Source organism: Prevotella sp. ne3005, from assembly GCF_900110085.1.
Classification (GTDB): domain Bacteria; phylum Bacteroidota; class Bacteroidia; order Bacteroidales; family Bacteroidaceae; genus Prevotella.
Window position 1 is genome coordinate 81,319 of the sequence record NZ_FOCK01000001.1, and the last position, 20,155, is coordinate 101,473.

Consider the following 20,155-nt stretch of genomic DNA (forward strand, 5'->3'; position numbering starts at 1 on the left):
CATGGCTCAGACAAGAGCAGAAGAGAAGAAGATAGTCGTGCTTTCCGACATTCACGTGATGGCGAAAAGCCTGGAAGGTACGGAGAAAGAAGGGTATCTTCATCAACGAGCATGGTAAGAAGATAATCCGTTAGTATAAGGACAGGATTTGCGCTATCTTCTCCTCCATCGGGAGGGTGGCGGAAATCCAATGGATCTTGAAGCCGCGGCGCTCCATGCCTCGGAACCACGTCATCTGACGCTTGGCAAACTGATGGATGGCAATCTCCAAACGCTGGAACATCTCGTCGTAGGAGAGCTGCCCCGTCAGGTACTCCGTCAGGAACTTATACTCCAGTCCATAATAGATAAGGTCTTCAGCAGGGATGCCCTCATCGAGCAGCGCCCTCACCTCCTCCACCATACCATGGTCTAAACGGGCTTTCAGACGACGGGTGATCTTCTCGCGGCGCAACTCGCGGTCGATGTCTATACCTATTATAATACTATCTACAGGCGGCAGTTCACGGCGAGGGGTCGGATGCTCAAGATTATAGGTCTCAATCTCGATGGCACGGATGGCACGCTGACAGGAGTCTACATCGGTGGTGTTATGCATATTACTCCCCGTCTTGGACTTCAGGTCGGTAAGCATCTGCGACAGTTCATCCAGGCTCTTGCCTTCCAGACTGTCGCGCAATGTTTGGTTCTGAGGTACTGGCGAGAGATGATACCCTTTCAATACGGCTTCGATATAGAGTCCCGTACCACCACAAAGGATGGGTACCGCTCCCCTACTCTGGATTTGCTGATAGACATCGTAGAAGTCCTGCTGGTATTCGAAGAGGTTGTACTTCGTGCCAGGCTCACAAATATCAATCAAGTGATAAGGAACGGAGCCATAGTCCTCCAGGTCTTTGCCCGTACCGATATCCATGCGACGATATACCTGACGGGAGTCGGCGGAGATAATCTCCCCGCCTATCTCTGCCGCCAGACGGGCTGCCACAGGCGTCTTGCCTGAGGCCGTCGGCCCTAATATCGTGATCATCTTCTTCAATTCGCCAATATATTGAATACCTTCAGACTGTTACGAGCAGTCATCTTCACATCGAAACTATTGTCGTAACCTTCTTCCGTCATCGCCTCCTTGCGCTCTATACATCGCTGATTCTCATCGAAATAGTAGCGATACTCGTATTTCTCACCCTCCTCACGGGCACAGTCGTAACCAAAGATCAGCTCAGGACGCTTGGGCTCAAAGAGATACTCGCTGTAATCATCAAAAGACATCGTCTTAAATCGAGTCGTGATGAAATAACAGTGGTTCACACTCTTCTCGCCATCCTGCTGTCGCTCGAAATAGTATTTGATCTCCTTGGTAGAAGGCGGACAGTCGCCCTCCTCCTGATCGTGGACGACGATGGTCATGTTGCGTTTCACCTCGGCCTTGTCGTCCTTATCAACCTTCTGCTTGGCCTGGGCATAGGTGCTACGGATGAAACTCATGCGATCGTCTTTCGGGGTGGTTTTCCTCACGGGACCATCCTCCCACTCCTTGGCAGGAGCCATCACACCGTTGAACACGCTGAGATACTTTTCGGCCAAGGCTTTCTCTCCTTGCTCCGACTGCATATCCTCCAGTTCCACTCCACTGGCAGGTTTATTCCTCACCTTGTGAAGCTGTTCAATCACATTTCCCTTCGCATCGTAGTAGAAGCGTGAGTCGAAAGGCGTGCCAGCATCTGTCTCGTAGTGGGAGTAGATGAAAAGCAGATGTCCTTCCTTGGGGTCGAAAAGGAACTCACGGTAACGGGTATGCCCATGACACGACCAATTCTCAGTGATGAAGTAACACTGGTTATCCTCGAAGAAGTTATCGTCGCGGTATCGTCTGACCTTATCGAAGTAACATGTGAGTTCTGTCTCATCAATAAGACTAAAGTCTGCGTCGATCTCATCACCGTCCGTCAGGCTTACCGTCATGTCGCGTCTTGGATTTCCGTCTTTACCGTTGGCAGCCATTTGCTCCTTGGCCTTGGCGTATGTCTGGCGAATATACTTCAACTGTTCCGCCTTCGATGTCTGGGCGTGAGCAGCCATGCTGCCGATAAACAGGGCGAGTAATGTAAATAGCGTCTTATTCATTTGCCGATCCTCATTCAGTTCTCCGCTTCGATATCTTTGAAGTAGGCCGTGATCTTCTCACCTTTAGGAAGATTGTCACAATAAGCCTTTCCCTCCTCCTTTGTGAGGTCCTTGCCATTAAGACCACACTCATCAATCTCACCATAGACGAAGAGAGCCGTGAAATGCTCCACTTGCTGACCATTCTTGAAGGCGAATATCTCCGAATAGATGGATGGCCCTCCAGCAGAGCCCGAGATGCTGAGATATTGTTTTCCGTCTTTTTCTCCTCGCGAGGGTTTCAGTTTAGGCGTCTCCACGGCTATCAGCTTGAATTTGCCATCCTGGCGGATAAAGAAAGCACCATTCTTTTCGTCCTTATCGCGGAGCCATATCCACTCATTGTCGTAGTCGATGTAGCAATGAGCCCACTTGGTGAACGTCACAGTCCTGTCGACACCCTCTGCAGCAAGGAAGAGTTTCTGCATCTCTGCGATATCTTTCTTCCATACAGGAATCTCCTCGTCAACCAGCGCATGGTACATCTCATACTGGTGTTCAACGAGTTTTCCATCCCTCAAGTAAATCATGCCGACGCAGAAGCTCTCTGGAGCACCGTGAGTGTAACAGAGTTCCAAGCCTTTCGGCCCCTCGAAGGCAGCAACGACAGTATTGGGAATATAGCCATCGGCATCAGCATTCCAGCTGCTTCCATACGTCTCATCGTAATAGCCCAACTCCTCTATCTTGAACACCTTGCCGCTGTCGATCAGCACCTCGAGGGCAAGAGCGAACTTACGGTCAGCGTCATACTTATCCTTGGGAGCATTCTTATATTCACCCTCAAACTCTACGACGCCCATCGTATAACGATCGCCGATAATACAAGTCTGAGCCGTTGTCTTTGCCTTCATGCCATACTCTTTCTCCAGCTGACTTACGACATCGCCAGAGAGTTTGGGATAATTATAATCCTCATTCTGGCACGACTTTATGTGGAGCATCTTTCTCGAATTCAGATAGCTGTCGGTACAAATCACCAAGCCCCATCGGTCAATCAAAGACTCTCCGTCGCCAAGATTCTTATCCTTGGAGTTCACACAGTCGAAACGGGCACAAAGCGACGGAATCTCTTGACGGTGGATCTCACCGGTAGAGGGAGCTTTGCCATCAGGATCCTTCAGCACCTCGTCGATGAACTTGATCTTCACAATCTTATTATCTCTTATCAGATTGGTATACTGGGCAGCGTTGCGACGGAACATCTCCTGATACTCCCAACTTCTATGCCAGTCGTCGAAATACTCGTCGTCGCCTTCACTTTTCTGGGGCTCCTCGATATTTGACCAGTAGAGCATCTGCATGTACTGGCCATCATTACCAATGAGGAACATGGGTAATGGCGTGGTATCGTTTTCCTCGATGATACTGTCGATGACGGCTGCCACCGAGTCTTTTCCATCAGCAGCGGCAGTCTGGCCTTTCTGCTTACATCCCATCATCACTGCCATCACGCAGATGGCCATAAACATCAGTTTCTTCATATTGTTGACTATTTTTTTATTCTTCTGTAACATAGCGGTCCTCATCGGGTTTAGCCTCCTCGGCCTTGATGAGTTCGATGTTCAACTGCTCGAGAAGGTAGGGTTTAACAGTGCTGTTGGATTCTGCAGGTTGATACCATTCCTTCGTAGAGAAATAATGCTGTAAGTCCTCCGACTGGAAGCGGTAGCCATGAACTGCTAGGATCTCGTTGCGCATGATGCGGAGAGTGGACTTCTTCATTTTACGGAACTGCTTGTCGTTAAGCAATACCATACAGGCATAGTTGAAGCGCGGTCTGTCGTTTCTGTTCCAGATTAACTTTTCCTTATCCCCCAGACGCTTGAACGAGCCATACTCATCTTGCTCCACCTTATAAAGCGTGATACCATCGAGGGTCACCACTGCTTCCCACATGCCCTGAAAGCGAGTACCGCCATCAATCTTGATGACACCAGTGATCATGTCGTTGAACGTGACATGCTCATAAGTGAGATCAATGGCTCCTATGGTTATCTTATTCCAACCTATCTCGACGGGTTCATTGTTGTGGGTAATATATTTACCCTGTATCTGTGCCGTCCACTTACTCTGCGCCACTATCGGACCCTCTGCGTACTGGCTGCCGTCAAGGATATCCTGCAGCAGCCCTTTCTTGTCGTAGATACAGAGCAGCTTCCATCCATCATTCTTGATGTACTTCACACGAGCAGGGGTGCTGTAGGGGTTATAGCCTTTGTCATGCGAATCATCAGTCAGCACATATTCATCTTCCTTATTGCTGTCTGGCGTCAGACGAAATGCCAGTTCCTCACCCTCGTTCATCGCATGGAAAGTGACAACGTTGGCCTCGTCACAACTGGCAAAATAGTCCAGACTGCGGACATTCCATCGTGAGCCGTCCTTGATACCCTGTTGGGCACTGACAATCTTGCCACCTTCGGGCTTCATGGTGTCGATAGCCCAGGCATTGCCGATTCTGGTTAAGCCAAACAGGACCGTATACTGATAGAAATCATCATTGAAATCCGACCTGCATACGACTCTATAGGTATTGTCCTTGACCTTGTCGACCTTAAACTCCTTCAAGGCGCCAATGTCGGTACCAGCCTCCCTCCAGAACAGCCAGATGGCCATGGCCGTGCCATCATCATTGTCGTAGTCGTAGCTGTCCTGCAGATACTTCACGGCATTCTTCGTGAGATACATCTTCAGGAAGCTAGGGCTGAAGTCACGCTCAACACCTTCTTTATAGAAACTCTCCAAGAAGGATTTTCCCTCATCAGCAGGACTGCTTGCCCACACATGCAGGGTTGAGGCAACAAAAATGAAAACAAGACACAAAAGCTTCTTCATAACAAAAAGAGTCGAATTATTGTTTCACCTTAATATAAATACCGTCAAAAGACGAAAATGCACCGAAGCAGTCGAGTGACTCGTTGTCGGTAATGGTTTTCAACACCACAAACTTAGGATAGAACTTTGCCCGGAAGCCATAGCCACACTCATTGACATCACGATACTCAAACATATTTCCCTTGAGTACGGCGGGACGACCTTCGTCACTTCTACCCTCAGCGAGATTACGCACGATATTGGAACATTCAAAGTATACCTTGTTCTTACCAACTGCTCGGAAAGAGATATGGCCACCCAGATATTCATCGTATCCACTACGCCACTGTTGGAAAGAATATTCGCGGCCAATGTTGCCAGGATCCTCAGGCGTCAGCAGCGACTTGGTGAACCATTTAGGGCATTCATGACTGAAGGTGACATCTGTGATTTTCATCTCTTTATCCGTCTTGGGGTTGGTCCATGTGCCCTCCACCTTGTCGTCCCATCCGTTAACCACCTGGTGCTGCAAAGAGATGAAACCGCTTACCTTACCATCTGGTTGATATTCGTCGAGCCCATAGATACCTACACCGTTGTAGAGGGTATAACCGCCTACGACCATGATGGGTGCCGGATTCTTGGCACGAGGGTAGTAAATATACCCCGCCACCGTATCGTCGGCATTTCGCTGAAGCACAATAATGATGGGGATACGACCATCGAGTTTGGCAGTATAGCACTGGATGGGCAGATTGAGCATTCCGCTGAAATCAACAACATCTTCATCGTCCATCCGCCAGGTGTTCTCCAGATAGAGCTGGAGTTCATTGCCCACCCAACGGTAATAGCTGGTGACACGCTTATCAGGTCCGTTGCTAAGTACGGTATAGATACACTTCCGCTCAGGGTCGGGTTGCGGTTCGCCAATGCCATGATAGCCCTCGGCCTGTACAAAACAATGCTGCTGCTGATTCCAGAGCAGGCCATCGTGCTCGGTATTATTGGAAAAACCGCCATAATAGCCGAGGTAGATATCCACATCGGGATAACCGTCGAAATTGAGGTCTTCTTCACTTACCGTTCCAACGTGTTCGGCCAGGTCTTCTGATATGGGAACTGACAGTTCATAGGTGTACTCTTTGACCAGTTTACCACCAGCATAGGTACCCAGTTTCACCTCCGAGATGTCGCCATCGGCATTCTTCACCTTCGTGGTCTTGAAGGAAAAGTCCTTACGCTCGTACTTGGGCTGAGCCTGCACTGTCACAGCTATCAGCAAGACGAAAAACATCAGTTTTCTCATACGTCAATATCGTCAAGGTACAAACTTATTTCCGTTCCATGTCATACGTTTCTCTATCCTACCAGAAGGGGTGTGGAAGATATAGACGATGGTCTTTCCCTGGCGCGGCAGGGCATGGGCAGCAATACTCGTACCAGGAGGCGCTTCAAACTCGAGTCCCAGATCTTGGGCGTAGACTAGTTCCATCTTGCGGGTGGCATTGTCATACTTGTAGAATGTCAAGCCCGAGAACTGTCCGGCAACAGGTACGCCGTCCTCGAAGATATCGTTAGAGATAGCCACTAACTTATGTTTTTTGTCGGTGTAGTTCCAATAACAGCACTCTATCACCTGACGCTCATTATCATCAGTTTCCGTAAAACCAAGATAACCATTCTGGGTGTCGACGATGAATTCGCAGCCAGGCATGAGCTTCATGCCATTACGATACAGTTTCCAGTTTTCTTTTATCGAGCCCCAGCCCTCGCCCATCTCATCCTGAGAGATGATGGCGGACACAAAGTCTTTCACGTTAGGACTCTGCCCTTTGAAGTTCACGACAATGTCACTCAGTCCATCTTCATATTCAAGGGGCTCAGTCTTAGAGAATACGGGCTTCATGCCGTCCCATGTAAAGGTATGCTGCCGAGGTTCTTCCTGCCCCCACTCATGTACCACCACATTCTTACCCTCCTTTGGCAACTTACAGAACAGTTGGGTATAACCCTCCTTGTCGCCCCATCTGTAGCCTTTCAGGATAGCAGGTTCTGGGGTGAGACATTTCTTGGCAGGGTCGTAGTCGTAGGTACACAACACCTCAATACAGGGATCTGTAGGCTTACCTAACAGGACTGCTAAGAGTTTATGACCATTGGAACGGTTCCAATAGCAGGCTGACATATACTCGCCATCGGTGCCAGCATCACCCACTGAGACATAGCCGTTCTTGCTATCAACAATTACAGTCAGATCGGTCTCGTCATCAAGCACCACCTTAGACAGTCCCTTTTCCATAGCGTCACGCACATCGCCTACCATCCATGTGGGCCATGTCTGGTCAAAGCGCTCGAGCATGATGCCAAGACTACCATTAATGACATTGTCGATGGTCTTGGTTTTCCAACCCTCGTTAATCACTGTGAGAGGACAACTCTCAAAATGCCTGTCCTGGGCCTGCACCATTGTGCAAGCCATCAGGGCAGTCAATATCAGGAACAGTTTCTTCATACACCTTATTTATAATATACTCAGACACTTACTGCGGGCCTGTGCCACGATTCTGAATACTACTATCAAGAGGATTATCCACCCACTTACTCGGGCCCTGCAGCTGCTCTGCTTCCTCAACAGAACCCAGATTCTGCGTAGGATGATAGATTTCACATTTAATCAGATAGAAAGTATTGTCGAGATTAAACAGAGGCGCATCGCCCCAGTTGGCAAAGAAGCGACAGTCTGTAAATGTCAGACCCTCAACACCACGACCCTCGATAAGGTCATACTCACGATTATTGAAGAAGTCACATTTATTGAACTTGACAGCCGTACAACTTCTGAGCTCCATGATGCCATAGGTACAGTCATGGACGTTAGAGTTAATCATACCAAAGTCGGTGGTCTCAATCAGGTCGAGGCCATAGGTTCCACAACCATAGAGATCACAATCCTTCACGACGGTCTGACGTCCGCCACGTACACCGATCACACCTCCAGAACAATAGCCGCCCTCTGTGTGGCCAATGGTCAGGTTATGCACCTCACAGTGGTCGCAGTTGATGAAGTAGAGACAGTAGGAATAACGGGGATCCACCTCGATACTTGCATTCTGCTGACCCTTGATGACGAGTCCGGAGAAGTTGAGCAATGCCAGCTGACGACCATCAGTTTCATACTCACTCACGACTATTGGTTCCTTGCTGAGGATTGCCGTAGCATCACTTGCCCAGCGACGACCAGGCTTATTCCTGAACATATTCTCGTTTTCCAAGACACGCGACAGGTTCAGATGTGTATCTTTGGCCACAATGACGGTATGGTTGTTACCCAAAGCACTCAGGAATTCCTCCTCTGTCCTCACAACATAGGTCTTCGCCTCGCCTCCCTGATCTTCATCCATCTCGTCAGGTCCACGTCCGTCTTCCGCCAGTCCACCTACATATTGACTGATGTCAGCACCATGGCTGCGGAAGGTATCAGGCACCGTTTCCTCACTCTTGATAAGCTGGATGTTCAGCTGTTCGATAACGTTAAGTTTGATGGCACTGTTATTGTTGCCAGGCTTATACCACGGCTGTTTGGAAAAGTGCTCCTGCAGATCCTTCGACTGGAACTTCCAACCATGTCGCGCCAGGATCTCATTACGCATGAGGCGCAACTCATCCTTAGAGAAACGTCCCAGATAAGTGGTGTTCAGCAGACAATGGGACAGCTGGTCACTGACGGGCTGCTTTTCCAGATAACGCTCGAAGGCAAGGCTGTTCTCCAGATTGTCAGGAGTAAGCGTCATCTTCCATACTGCATCACCGTTAGGCTTGCGGACAGCCAGGAAGTACATACCATCCTGACGGACATACTGCACACGCCAACCTACCTTTGCACGCAGCGATGCTGCCTCTTCCTCGGAACCAGTGAGGATATACTCACCGTTCTTTCCTTCTACTTTCGTCAGATGGAATCTGAAGCCTCCTTCATGCTCGCCGATACCTTCCATCGTTACGGCATTACCCTGCACCTTAGCGGTATAGAGTACGGAACCGTCGAACCAATTCGAACCATTCTGAATGGTCTGCGCCTGTACACCACAGAGGGCGCACAGACACATCACCATTGATAATAATACTTTTTTCATTAACAACAATATTTAATCTTATTCTGCCACAGGAGCTGGTGCAGCACCCTTATTCTTACCCTTGGCTGCCAGTTCCTTCAACTTATCCTTACCCTTAAAGGCAAATACCCAGACGAGGAAGCCAGCCAGTACCAGCAGACTGATTCCCAGCAGCGGACGATAGAACAGCCATGCGATGGCAATAACGATCAACGACCAGGCCACACCAATAACGGTGCATACGATACCAACGCCCCAGCCAAAGATGCCTGCGATAAACGGAACCACCTTGAGAATGGTCGTCAGGAAGCCGAAGATACCCTTCAGACCACCGATGACTATCATAATACCGATGATACGGAGTGCCCAGAGAATCATGTTGTTGGCCTCCTTCTCGGCCTCGATGATCTCATCACCACTCTTCTTACCCATCACGAGGGTCTGGAAGCGCTTGCCGTTCTTAGCCTTGAAGGGCTTGAAGGTATCACCATCAACCACAGCCATAACGGTAACCTTGGCAGGAACAACCTTCTCGAAAGTCACACGAACATCACCAACCTCAGGCGAGCCAGGAACACGTCCATAATAAAGAATGTTGTTGGCTACATGGATATACTGCAGGTCCTTCTTGTTCTCAGCATTCTCCATAGCCTTCTTGATGCTGTCGTTGACAGCCTGCAGCGAGTCGAGCACAGCCTTGGCAGAGTCAGAGAGCAGGGCTCTTACTGAATCGGGGATGGCAGGCGACTGAGCGGGCTGCTGTGTTGTGGGCTGCTGGATGCTCTTCTGAACACCATAGAAACGCTCGTAGGCAGCCTGGGTGTTCTTGTCGAACTGCTTCAGCATATCCTCAGAGATAGCCAGATCCATACCCTCACGTGAAGAGATGCTACGGATCAGGCTCTCGTTCAGCTTGTAGGTGCCAAACGATACGTTCTCTGCATACTGCTCAGCATCCTCAACAGTGGTCAGCACCATATTCTTGTTCTGATAGGCAGGATCATGGAACTGGCTCGACTGTACAGGACTTGATACCCACTGCTTCGAATATGTATAAGTGGTAGTGGTCACTTCCTTGCCACCCAGTTTGTCTTCCTTCTTGGTCTGCTCGTGCTCCACCCACTGGTAGTACTCCACAGAACGACGGATAGCGATGGCGTTGGCACCAATGCCAAACTCAGCATCAATCAGCGAATCCTCTGTCGTAGCCATCGCCGTACCACAGATCAGTTCACCATCCAGAGAGGCGTCCTTCTTGTTAGGATTCTCCATCTCCACATAGGCACTTCCTGCCTCATCGAGCATCTTCTCGGTCTTGACAGCGCGACCTTCGTTCCACCACAGCAGTGCAGTACCCAGCACAAACATCAGGAAGCCACTGCCAATTGCTTTAAAAGAATTTCCCACTCGGGTTCCATACCCCGTTGTTGTTGTTTCTGTATAAGCCATAATTTTAATGTATTAAGTTAATAATTTAGTCGTCTCATCTCATGTTATCTTATTGGTTTCGGCTGCAAATATACAAAAATATTGCCGTCCGTCAAAACGTGACGGGAATTATTTTCGATATTTCAACGAAATACTGCAGTTCATTTTCTCTATGGGGGCTTGATTTGTTCCAGTCGCTGAGCTACCTTTTCCTCTATCATCTGCTCTATTTGTGGCTGCATCTCAGTAAGTTTCTGGGTGACAATACGCTCAATCATCATCTCCTGATCTGCCAGGAAGTGAAGATAGTCGAAGGCTGTCTGTCGCATTGCCCTCTGTCGCTCTGTCAACTGCTTACCCATACTCACGTTGATTCATTCACGCTGCAAAATTACGAAGAAAAGCGTGATGCATAGAGAACATTTTCTTCCAAAAAAGCGAAAACCACTCTACAAAATCTTACAAATTGCACTCTACGCCCTAAAAAAGCGATGAAATGGGACTTTTTTGCCCCCAAAAAGAGATAGGGTTTAGTCGGAGTAAACTTATACTTTACCCGGACTAAACCCTATCTTTAGTTACGGTAAACGACCAAACGTCACATGTTGAAGAATCCAAAGAAATACATCACAGCCACACGACGTACATCAGTCATCTGCTCCGCCCTTCCAATGATAGAGCCCTTGTAGCGGATATCGCCATTCTTCTCCACTCTACCAACGATGGAGCCATTGATGCGGATATCGTTATTGGACTCCACCCTACCAATGATGGAACCACGTTTGCGGATGTCGCCATTCTTTTCAATCCTGCCCTCGATGGAACCACCAACACGAATGTCACCATTGCTCTCGAAGCGACCCACGATAGAACCATTAAGGCGTACATCACCATTAGCCTCAATCTTACCCACGATACTACCACCTTTACGGAGTGTATCGCCCATCACGTTTACATTCACTGTGAGTAGCAGGGCCAAAGCCATTGCCAGTCTCAAAAAGATTGCTTTCTTCATCGTTTTTTAAGTTTTAAAAGTTAATGATTTTCTCGATATTGGGAAGGTGAAATGCCATAAGTTTTCCTGAATGTACGACCAAAGCTGGTAACCTCGTCATAACCACAACGATTAGCTATCTGAGTGACAGACATATCAGGACTGTCAGTCAGCAACTTAGCAGCCAACTCCATCTGAATGGCAGAGATGAAGGCCTTGGGCGATTCACCAGTAACACTCAGCAGGCGACGACGGAAGGTTTGCACACCCATGTTCATCTCACTGGCTATGTCCTCAACGCCATAACGCCCTGAAGGCAGATTGGCATTGACCACATCAATCAGATGCAAAAGGAACTGACGATCCGGATCTGGCTGCTCTTCCTTAACAGGCTCCTCCCCTTCGGGCTCTGCAGCCACTTCTACAGGAGAAACAGCACCCTCACGCAACTTGGAAATCTCAGCAATCAACTCCTGAATACGACGACGGGCACGACGATAACGCCAGAAACCATAGGCTAGGACAGCCAGCATCAAGAGGACCACGACGACACCTATTATATATGATAGGCGACGATCAGAGCGCATACCCTCATTCTCTGCCTGCAGCTCATTATAGCCATATTCAACGGCATACTTTGAGAGCAGTTCGCCAGTATCCTTATCGTAGATGGAGTCACGCAGAGCATTGTAACGGTCATTGTGCTCCATCGCCAAGTCTGGATCCGTATGGCGCAGAGCCTCATAAAGTCCCTTACGGCTATGGCTCTCGTTGAAAAGGTCGTGCTGGGAGAGGAATATCTGAAGGGCCTCGTTGAAGTAGCGCACAGCAGCAGAGTCGTTCTTCTCCTGATGCATCAGCAATCCCATCTGGTTGCACGCAATACCCAATGAATGGATATTTGCACTCTTGCGCAGACCAGGAATGGCCTCATCCAAAGCCTTCCGAGCTTCAGCATCGCGTTTGAGGGAGACAAGAGCCGAGGCACGCTCAGCCTGACGGATGGCCATCTTGTCCTCACGTCCTAGTTCCCGTTCCATCTCATAAGCCTTCGTGGCATAATCGAGCGAACGCTCTTCCTGTTTCAGATGATGATACACCTCGGAGGCCATACCATGAAGGACGGCCAGACGTTGCGGATTATTGGCCTTTTGGGCAAAGTCAATCGCCTTCAACACATATTTCTCTGCCTCCTGAGGCTGGCGCATACTCATATAGATACCTGCCAGCGTATTAAGACTTGAAGACATCGCATCGGGATCGCCCGACTTCTCATCCAGCGCATAACACTGCTTGGCGTAGGTGACAGCTTTATCAAACTCGCCCTTCCTGACGTGGATAATAGCCAGCAGGTTCAGACAATCAGCCTCCAGCTCTCCATCCTTACAGCGTGACAAAGCCTTCTGGGCTGCCTCCCCTGCAGCATCATATTGCTGCAAGGCATAGAGGCTGTCGGCTTCGTCCAACAACTTTTCACCCTGATTATCTGCCAAAGCATGCAGAGGCAGTAACAGGAAAAAGGAAAGGATACACCTAATTACATAGATTTGTTGCATATCGACTGCAAAGGTACGAATAAGTGAGCGAAAAACCAAATATAGTTACATAAAAAAAGCCGTCCGATTTCGTCGGACGGCCATTTTTTTATTTATCTGAGTGATAATCTTATTTCAGCTCAGCGAGGTACTTAATGGTGCGAACCATCTGAGAAGTGTAAGAGTTCTCATTGTCGTACCAAGCAACAACCTGTACGAGAGAGTTGCCATCACCAATCTTAGAAACCATGGTCTGGTTAGCGTCGAAGAGTGAACCGAACTTCATACCGATGATGTCGCTAGAAACGAGCTTCTCCTCAGTGTAACCGAATGACTCGTTCTGAGCAGCCTTCATGGCAGCGTTGATATCCTCAACAGTTACCTCACCCTTAACAACAGCGTGCAGGATAGTGGTAGAACCAGTGGGAGTCGGAACGCGCTGAGCAGCACCAATCAGCTTACCGTTCAGCTCGGGGATAACGAGACCGATAGCCTTGGCAGCACCAGTAGAGTTAGGAACGATGTTCTGAGCACCAGCACGAGCGCGCTGAACATCACCCTTGCGCTGAGGACCGTCGAGGATCATCTGGTCGCCAGTGTAAGCGTGTACAGTGGTCATGATACCGCTCTGGATAGGAGCGAAGTCGTTCAGAGCCTTCGTCATAGGAGCCAGACAGTTAGTGGTGCAAGAAGCAGCAGAGATAACAGTGTCGGCAGGAGTCAGAGTCTTGTGGTTTACATTGTAAACGATGGTGGGCAGATCGTTACCAGCAGGAGCAGAGATAACAACCTTCTTAGCACCAGCAGTCAGGTGAGCAGAAGCCTTCTCCTTAGAAGTATAGAAACCTGTGCACTCCAGAACAACGTCTACATCCAGCTTGCCCCAAGGCAGCTCTGCAGCGTTAGGAATAGCATAGATAGTGATCTTCTTGCCATCAACTACGATGAAATCCTCACCAGCCTCTACAGTGTGCTTGTTCTCACCGAACTTGCCACAGAAACCACCCTGAGCGGTGTCATACTTCAGCAGGTGAGCGAGCATCTTAGGACTTGTCAAGTCGTTGATTGCTACTACTTCATAACCTTCAGCCTCGAACATCTGACGGAAAGCGAGGCGACCGATACGGCCAAAACCGTTAATTGCTACTTTTGTCATTTTACTTAAAATTAAATGGGTTTATACCTAATTTACTAACTATTTTATGCTTTTAGATAAACTTTTTTTCTTTTTCGGATGCAAAGTTACAAAAAAATTCCTATATTTGCACGCAGTTTCAGTCTAAAAAGAAGTGAAAAGTTAAAAGTGAAAAGTGAAAAGACTCTAAATCGAAGATGACAAGTCAGAGATTGCAAAATGCAGATTACAAATTTAAACTCTATACGTTAAACATTAAACATTAAGATTATGGGATTTATTAAAGAATTCAAGGAGTTTGCCGTTAAGGGCAATGTGATGGACATGGCAGTCGGTGTAATCATCGGCGGTGCTTTTGGAAAGATTGTCACCTCTCTCGTTAGTGACGTTCTCATGCCGTTAATCGGCAAGATGACAGGTGGTATGAGTTTTACCGACCTCTTCGTCAATCTTGGTGATGGCGAGTACAAAACATTAGCCGAGGCCCAGGAGGCAGGTGCAGCAGTCTTGGCATACGGCCAATTCATCCAGAACATCATTGACTTCATCATCATCGCCTTCTGTATCTTCCTGATGATCAAGGGCATGAACAAGCTGAAGAAAAAGGAAGAGCCCGCTCCAGAGGCTCCTGCAGGACCTACACAGGAGGAACTGCTCGCTGAGATCCGCGACCTGTTAAAGAATAAGTAAGTGATAATAAAGCCCCGCCGATTGGCGAGGCTTTATTCTTATTATTTGAACTTGTAGGGAAGATCACCTTTTGCCCAGTTCGTTCCGTCACCCCAGCCGGGATTCTGCTCCAAAACACCTTCTGAAAGGGTTACCTGATCCTCAGGAATCTTAAAGAAGCCACCACCCGTTTCATTATAACGCTGCATGAAGTCGTTGGTAAACGCATACTCGCCAGGGATACCCTGATTCGTAATCTTGTTGCCCACCTGATTCTTCACTTTCTCCTGAACATCACCCCAACGGCGCAGGTCGTTCCAGCGCAAAGCCTCGAAGCAAAGCTCATAACGGCGTTCCTTCTTCAGATTGGTCAGGCTATACGGAATCTCAGGCAACTTGGCACGCTCACGGACAGCATTCATGCCACTCTTGCCGTTGTAGATGGCCTTACCATCAGTCAACTCTGAGTGCATGAGCAACACATCAGCGAAGCGCAGCCATACAAGAGATTGTGTCAGACCCGTCTGACGGTTGTTCTCCGAGCCATAGAAGTAGCCATAGCTCAGCATACGCTGACCAGTCTCTGGATCAATGGCCTCACAGCCGATATATTTCTTTGCCAGCAAATTGGTATTCTCCACCTCCTTGGCAGGATCGCCCTTATAATTAGGTATCTCAACGGCACGGTCGCAGATAGAACCTTCACGACGATAGTCGCCTGCATAGTCAGGATCGGCAGCCCAGTCTGTCCACAGTTTCTCACATACAGGGCCGTTCGAATAACCCTGAACAGAGAACGGGAAGGCATCGGCTGTGGTCTTACGCAGGCCATAGAACTCTACAATACGGTTGTGGCGCAATTGAGAGTCAGCACTCCAACCCGGCTTGTTCGACATCTTGATGGCAAACATGTTCTCCTTGTTCTCGTCGGTTTCCCAGTTCAGCCCATTATCAAGATCATACTTATAATCCCTTCCTGTATAGGGGTTCGTATATGGCCAGAGGTTACGCTGATCGGACACCAGGCCATAGCCGCTATTCTGAATACAATCCTCGAGCCAAGTGACGACCTGCTGCTTCGAAACGCTTCCACCTTCGGCCAGAGGCAGCTCCGACTTATTGTAGAAACCGGTATAGAACAGCCATACACGGGCCATCATACCTTCAGCTGTCCACTTCGACACACGGCCATCGCCAAAAGCAGGATACTTGGTGGATGGTGCAATCTCGATAGAGGCCTTCAAGTCAGAAGCAATCTGGGCATACACCTCATCAGGAGTCGACTTGGGCAGATTCTCTGCTGCTGTGGTCAGTCGGATGGGCACACCATTGAACACCTGAGCCAGATTAAAGTAGTACCAGGCACGGAGGAAATAAATCTCACACAACAGTTGGTTTTTCTTTTCAGGTGAGCTCCACTCCTTCACATTATCGATGGTCTCTAAGGCACTATTGGCACGATTGATACCGGCATAACGCTGCTGCCAAAGCGGTTTCATCCAGTCTACATAAGAGTTCATCAGACGGTCGACACCCTGGGCACCTATATTACTCTGACTACCACCGCCCAGACGATCGTCAGAGGCGATATCGAAAATAAAGAAGGGGTCTTCCTCTGGATCAGCCAGATTTCTGTTCATCACGGAATAGATACCATTTACCATCTGAGTGGCATCCGTCTCGTTGATGGGGAAGTTCGACGTATCCTTCATCGTAAGGTTATCTGTGTCGAGGAAGTCGTCACAGGCTGCGAAGAGCATCACACACAGGGCTGATGCAACAAGATATTTGATTGTCGTTTTCATAACGCTTCAGAGATTAAAAGTTGATGTTTAGACCCACCTGCCATGCACGGGAAGAGGGATAATAACCGCAGTCGATACCAGAAGCCCAGCTGGTTCCATTGCCAAAGCCCACCTCAGGATCCATACCTGAATAGCTAGTGAAGCAGAACATATTGCTGAGTGACACATAGAGACGGCATTTCTGCACAGGAAGCTTGGAATAGAGCTTCTTGAAATCGTAACCGAAGGAGATGCGTGAAATCTTGAAGAAGTCGGCATCCTCGATCCAGACGCGAGAAATCTCAGACATATTTACGTTCTTACCGTCTGAGAAGCGCGGATATTTATTGGTGCTACCCTCGCCCGTCCAGTACTTGGTGTAGACATCCGTGCAATAGTTGTCATCAGGATGGTCGGAGAACTGACGATAGCTCTTAGCCACCTGTTGGCCAAATGATCCATAACCGTTCAGAGCCAAGTCGAAACCCTTGTAGGCGATATTGATGTTCAGACCAACAGTCACATCAGGATTCGGGTCACCAATCATAGTCTTGTCATCATCACCAGTATCAATCTTACCGTTACCATTGACATCTACAAACTTCACATCACCAGGCTGCAGCGACTCACCCTGCAGGGAATTCTTCTTGTCACCACCGCAGTTACGGTTGATGTAGTCCTGCAGGTCAGCCTCGTTCTGGATGATGCCCTCCATGGCATAACCCCAGAAGTAACCGATAGGATAACCCACCTGCAGACGATAGAGCTCAGCGGTATTCTGGGCAATGGCGTTTGATCCACCGTGGATGATACCCTCGGAGTTGGCCAGACGCGTTACCTCATTCTTATTCTTCGAGAAGTTGGCTGTAATGCCATAGGTGAAGTCCTTGCCGATGCGGTCATTCCAAGACAACTGAATCTCAATACCTTTGTTTTGGATATCACCACCATTGATATAAGGAGCACCAGTACCATAAAGGAGCAACATCGGAGCACGAACGAGCCAGTCCTTGGTGGTTTTGTTATACCAGTCGAAGGCCAAGCCCAGACGACTGTTCAGGAATCGGGCATCGAAACCTAAGTCAAGCTGCTCAGAAGTTTCCCACTTCACATCCTTGTTGGGAAGGATATTAGGATAGGCACCAATGCCAGGATTATCCTTGCTGTCGAAATAGTAGGGATCGTCGAAGGCGATGGTTCCCACATACTGGAAGTTGGCAATGTTACAGTTACCGTTCTGTCCCCAGCTGGCACGGATTTTGAAGAAGTCAAGCCAGCTCTGGGTCTTCTCCATAAACTTTTCGTTGGTAATCACCCAACCTGCCGATACAGAGGGGAAATAACCCCAGCGCTTGCCACGGGCGAAGTTTGAAGAGCCATCGGCACGAAGTACCAAAGAGAGCAGATAAGTCTCATTATAGTTGTAGTTGATACGCCCGAAGAATGATGACAAGGCACCTTGATCCTCTGGACTACCGCCGATAGAGGTATAGGCAGGATCAACCACGTTGGCATTGGCAATATAGGCATGATCGAAGGAGCCCGGGAAGAGAGAGTTGGAGTTGGTGACGCTGACACTGTTGCCATAACCCCACTTCTCAATAGACTGACCCAGCAGAGCGTCAATGTTATGTAGGCCGAACGACTTCACATAGTTCAGAGTGTTCTCCAACGACCAGCGGATATTGTATGACTGGTTCTGACTCACATCATCGTTGGGGTTCGACTTCTTCGTGCTCAGCTCATAGACGGGCTTATAGCTGCGGCCTTCTCTGTGACGGTAGAGCCAACCAGCACTTGCACGGTAGGTAAGGCCTTTTATAGGCATGAACTCCAGGAAGAAGTTCGATTGCAGGCGCCAACCCTTGGTATAGCCATAACCCTCATCATACTTCATCGCTGCCAGAGGGTTAGACATCTCTGCGCTGAAATCCCACTGGTCGGCCACGATGTCCTTATATTCATAGAAGCCACCCTCATCATTATAGGCAGGCAATAACGGCGACATGGCCAATAGGTTGCGGATGCTGTTGCCATATATACCACCAATCGATACACCTTGCTTATTCGTGGAAGAGAAGGTCACATTCTCTCCCACCTTCAGGATCTCACGACCTTTCTTTTTGATGAGTGTGTAGTCAGAGTTCAGGCGGACGGTATAGCGGTCATACTTCGGATCGGCAGGATAGCCGATGGTACCAGTCTGATGATACTTACTAAAACCAAGTGAGAAGCGCGATACGTCGCTGCCACCCGTAATGTTCAGTGAGGCATTGTGCATTGGGGCATTATGGATGGTGGTCTCCTCCAGCCAATTCGTTCCATTCCAGGTGCCGTTCATGATCTGAGCATACTGTTTCGGAATCAGTTTCTGCCAGTCATAAGTGGCCACGCCCTGAATTTCATAGGCCTTATCGTTGATTTCCATATACTGCTTGGCGTTCAGCGGTGTCACGTCGTTGGTATTAGGATTCTGCCAACCCAAGTAACCATCAAATGTCACCTGCACACGGCCAGCCTTACCCTTCTTGGTAGTTACCAGAATTACACCGTTAGAAGCACGGGCACCGTAAATGGCACTCGAGGCTGCATCTTTCAGCACATCGATACTCTCAATATCATTCGGAGAGATGTCGGTTATAGAACCGCCAGGAACTCCGTCAATGACATACAGCGGGGTGTTGGAACCTGCAGTACCCATACCACGGATTACCACTCGATAGCTTTCACCGGGTTGTCCTGAGTTCATCACGATGTTCATACCGGCAGCCTGACTCTGCAGGGCACCAAAGGCATCCACAGCATTCACCTCAGCAATCTTGTCGGACGTCACATGGACGGTAGAGCCGGTCACCAGTTTCTTACGCTGAGTACCATAACCCACTACCACCACATCGTTCAGGACCTCGGAGTCCTCCTCCATAACCACCTGAACGGTCTTTCCTGCTGTAGGCTTGACTGTCACGGTCTTATAACCGACATAAGAGATTTTCAGACTTGCGCCTCTGGCAATGGAGATGGTGAACGAGCCGTCAGGGCCTGTCAATGTACCATTACTTTGAGTGCCTGTTTCAATGACGCTTGCCCCGATGATCGGCTGATCACTCGTGTCGAGGACTACGCCTTTTACCTGTACAGAAGTTTTTGCTTGGGCAACAGCCTCAACTGCCATGGCCGGAACCACAGACATGGACGCTCCCAATAAAAAGACTCCCGCATAGATAGCAGAAAGAAATTTAGAATAGTTGTACATAAAAAATTAATTAATTAGAATAGTAATATAGCCTAAGTGATCTCTTACTTAATGTTCTAGGCAAATTTTCCGTTTAGGGTTGATTAATTTAGCTTCCTTTTTCGATTACGTGGCAAATATACAATTATTCTTATAAACATGCAACCCCTATTCTTTTTTTTATACGCAAAAAGCCCAATAATATAGACCGAGAATTCTAGTTTAACTATTTTTAAACAAATAACAGCTGAAAGCACACACTTTCAGCTGTTATCACGATCAT

The 20,155-nt window shown here is 48.6% G+C and carries 15 protein-coding genes; 1 reads left to right on the plus strand and 14 read right to left on the minus strand.

Translation table 11 applies throughout. The features are described from left to right. Window positions 1-130: 130 nt before the first annotated feature. The 12 genes from miaA to gap form a co-directional block, all read right to left on the minus strand. Complete coding sequence (gene miaA / locus BMY16_RS00320; RefSeq protein WP_091839777.1) at window positions 131-1,030, minus strand: tRNA (adenosine(37)-N6)-dimethylallyltransferase MiaA; 900 nt, start codon at window positions 1,028-1,030, stop codon at window positions 131-133. A gap of 5 nt (window positions 1,031-1,035) precedes the next feature. After that, window positions 1,036-2,127, minus strand: a complete 1,092-nt coding sequence (locus BMY16_RS00325; protein WP_139207071.1) for a hypothetical protein — start codon at window positions 2,125-2,127, stop codon at window positions 1,036-1,038. A 14-nt stretch (window positions 2,128-2,141) separates the two neighbouring features. Further along, window positions 2,142-3,650: a hypothetical protein gene (locus BMY16_RS00330; protein WP_091838550.1), complete on the minus strand. Its 1,509-nt coding sequence runs from the start codon at window positions 3,648-3,650 to the stop codon at window positions 2,142-2,144. A 16-nt stretch (window positions 3,651-3,666) separates the two neighbouring features. Then, a complete protein-coding gene (locus BMY16_RS00335; protein WP_211839313.1) occupies window positions 3,667-5,004 on the minus strand; it encodes a YARHG domain-containing protein in 1,338 nt (445 codons plus the stop codon). Between the two features lie 16 nt (window positions 5,005-5,020). Continuing rightward, entirely contained in the window at window positions 5,021-6,289 is a 1,269-nt protein-coding gene (locus tag BMY16_RS00340; RefSeq protein WP_091838553.1) for an XAC2610-related protein, read from the minus strand. Between the two features lie 12 nt (window positions 6,290-6,301). Then, window positions 6,302-7,495 (minus strand): hypothetical protein, encoded by a 1,194-nt coding sequence (locus tag BMY16_RS00345; RefSeq protein WP_091838556.1) that lies wholly within the window; start codon window positions 7,493-7,495, stop codon window positions 6,302-6,304. A 28-nt stretch (window positions 7,496-7,523) separates the two neighbouring features. Beyond that, on the minus strand, window positions 7,524-9,116 hold the full coding sequence (locus BMY16_RS00350; RefSeq protein ID WP_091838560.1) for a YARHG domain-containing protein: 1,593 nt from the start codon (window positions 9,114-9,116) through the stop codon (window positions 7,524-7,526). Window positions 9,117-9,134: 18 nt separating this feature from the next. Then, complete coding sequence (locus BMY16_RS00355) at window positions 9,135-10,544, minus strand: TMEM43 family protein (RefSeq protein ID WP_091838562.1); 1,410 nt, start codon at window positions 10,542-10,544, stop codon at window positions 9,135-9,137. A gap of 149 nt (window positions 10,545-10,693) precedes the next feature. Then, complete coding sequence (locus BMY16_RS00360; protein ID WP_091838564.1) at window positions 10,694-10,885, minus strand: hypothetical protein; 192 nt, start codon at window positions 10,883-10,885, stop codon at window positions 10,694-10,696. 236 nt (window positions 10,886-11,121) lie between these two features. Further along, the gene (locus tag BMY16_RS00365; protein WP_091838567.1) at window positions 11,122-11,538 is read right to left on the minus strand and encodes a polymer-forming cytoskeletal protein; all 417 of its coding nucleotides are present in this window, start codon (window positions 11,536-11,538) and stop codon (window positions 11,122-11,124) included. A gap of 20 nt (window positions 11,539-11,558) precedes the next feature. After that, on the minus strand, window positions 11,559-13,073 hold the full coding sequence (locus tag BMY16_RS00370) for a helix-turn-helix transcriptional regulator (RefSeq protein WP_091838569.1): 1,515 nt from the start codon (window positions 13,071-13,073) through the stop codon (window positions 11,559-11,561). A 109-nt stretch (window positions 13,074-13,182) separates the two neighbouring features. Further along, window positions 13,183-14,208, minus strand: coding sequence for a type I glyceraldehyde-3-phosphate dehydrogenase (gene gap, locus BMY16_RS00375; protein WP_091838572.1), 1,026 nt, complete (start codon window positions 14,206-14,208; stop codon window positions 13,183-13,185). A gap of 249 nt (window positions 14,209-14,457) precedes the next feature. Here gap and mscL point away from each other — a divergent pair, with 249 nt between their 5' ends. Further along, entirely contained in the window at window positions 14,458-14,877 is a 420-nt protein-coding gene (gene mscL / locus BMY16_RS00380) for a large conductance mechanosensitive channel protein MscL (protein ID WP_091838575.1), read from the plus strand. A 41-nt stretch (window positions 14,878-14,918) separates the two neighbouring features. On the opposite strand, the gene BMY16_RS00385 is transcribed toward mscL, so the two are convergent. Both BMY16_RS00385 and BMY16_RS00390 read right to left on the minus strand, forming a co-directional pair. After that, a complete protein-coding gene (locus BMY16_RS00385) occupies window positions 14,919-16,661 on the minus strand; it encodes a RagB/SusD family nutrient uptake outer membrane protein (RefSeq protein ID WP_091838578.1) in 1,743 nt (580 codons plus the stop codon). A 13-nt stretch (window positions 16,662-16,674) separates the two neighbouring features. Continuing rightward, window positions 16,675-19,830 (minus strand): SusC/RagA family TonB-linked outer membrane protein, encoded by a 3,156-nt coding sequence (locus BMY16_RS00390; RefSeq protein ID WP_244512792.1) that lies wholly within the window; start codon window positions 19,828-19,830, stop codon window positions 16,675-16,677. Window positions 19,831-20,155 lie beyond the last annotated feature (325 nt).

Bases quoted from the DNA above. Each gene is read 5' to 3' on its own strand.
- gap (WP_091838572.1), bottom strand. From the start codon at position 14,208: ATGACAAAAGTAGCAATTAACGGTTTTGGCCGTATCGGTCGCCTCGCT.
- BMY16_RS00330 (WP_091838550.1), bottom strand. From the start codon at position 3,650: ATGAAGAAACTGATGTTTATGGCCATCTGCGTGATGGCAGTGATGATG.
- mscL (WP_091838575.1), top strand. From the start codon at position 14,458: ATGGGATTTATTAAAGAATTCAAGGAGTTTGCCGTTAAGGGCAATGTG.
- BMY16_RS00355 (WP_091838562.1), bottom strand. From the start codon at position 10,544: ATGGCTTATACAGAAACAACAACAACGGGGTATGGAACCCGAGTGGGA.
- BMY16_RS00365 (WP_091838567.1), bottom strand. From the start codon at position 11,538: ATGAAGAAAGCAATCTTTTTGAGACTGGCAATGGCTTTGGCCCTGCTA.
- miaA (WP_091839777.1), bottom strand. From the start codon at position 1,030: ATGATCACGATATTAGGGCCGACGGCCTCAGGCAAGACGCCTGTGGCA.
- BMY16_RS00325 (WP_139207071.1), bottom strand. From the start codon at position 2,127: ATGAATAAGACGCTATTTACATTACTCGCCCTGTTTATCGGCAGCATG.
- BMY16_RS00340 (WP_091838553.1), bottom strand. From the start codon at position 6,289: ATGAGAAAACTGATGTTTTTCGTCTTGCTGATAGCTGTGACAGTGCAG.
- BMY16_RS00350 (WP_091838560.1), bottom strand. From the start codon at position 9,116: ATGAAAAAAGTATTATTATCAATGGTGATGTGTCTGTGCGCCCTCTGT.
- BMY16_RS00385 (WP_091838578.1), bottom strand. From the start codon at position 16,661: ATGAAAACGACAATCAAATATCTTGTTGCATCAGCCCTGTGTGTGATG.
- BMY16_RS00390 (WP_244512792.1), bottom strand. From the start codon at position 19,830: ATGTCTGTGGTTCCGGCCATGGCAGTTGAGGCTGTTGCCCAAGCAAAA.
- BMY16_RS00335 (WP_211839313.1), bottom strand. From the start codon at position 5,004: ATGAAGAAGCTTTTGTGTCTTGTTTTCATTTTTGTTGCCTCAACCCTG.
- BMY16_RS00360 (WP_091838564.1), bottom strand. From the start codon at position 10,885: ATGGGTAAGCAGTTGACAGAGCGACAGAGGGCAATGCGACAGACAGCC.
- BMY16_RS00370 (WP_091838569.1), bottom strand. From the start codon at position 13,073: ATGCAACAAATCTATGTAATTAGGTGTATCCTTTCCTTTTTCCTGTTA.
- BMY16_RS00345 (WP_091838556.1), bottom strand. From the start codon at position 7,495: ATGAAGAAACTGTTCCTGATATTGACTGCCCTGATGGCTTGCACAATG.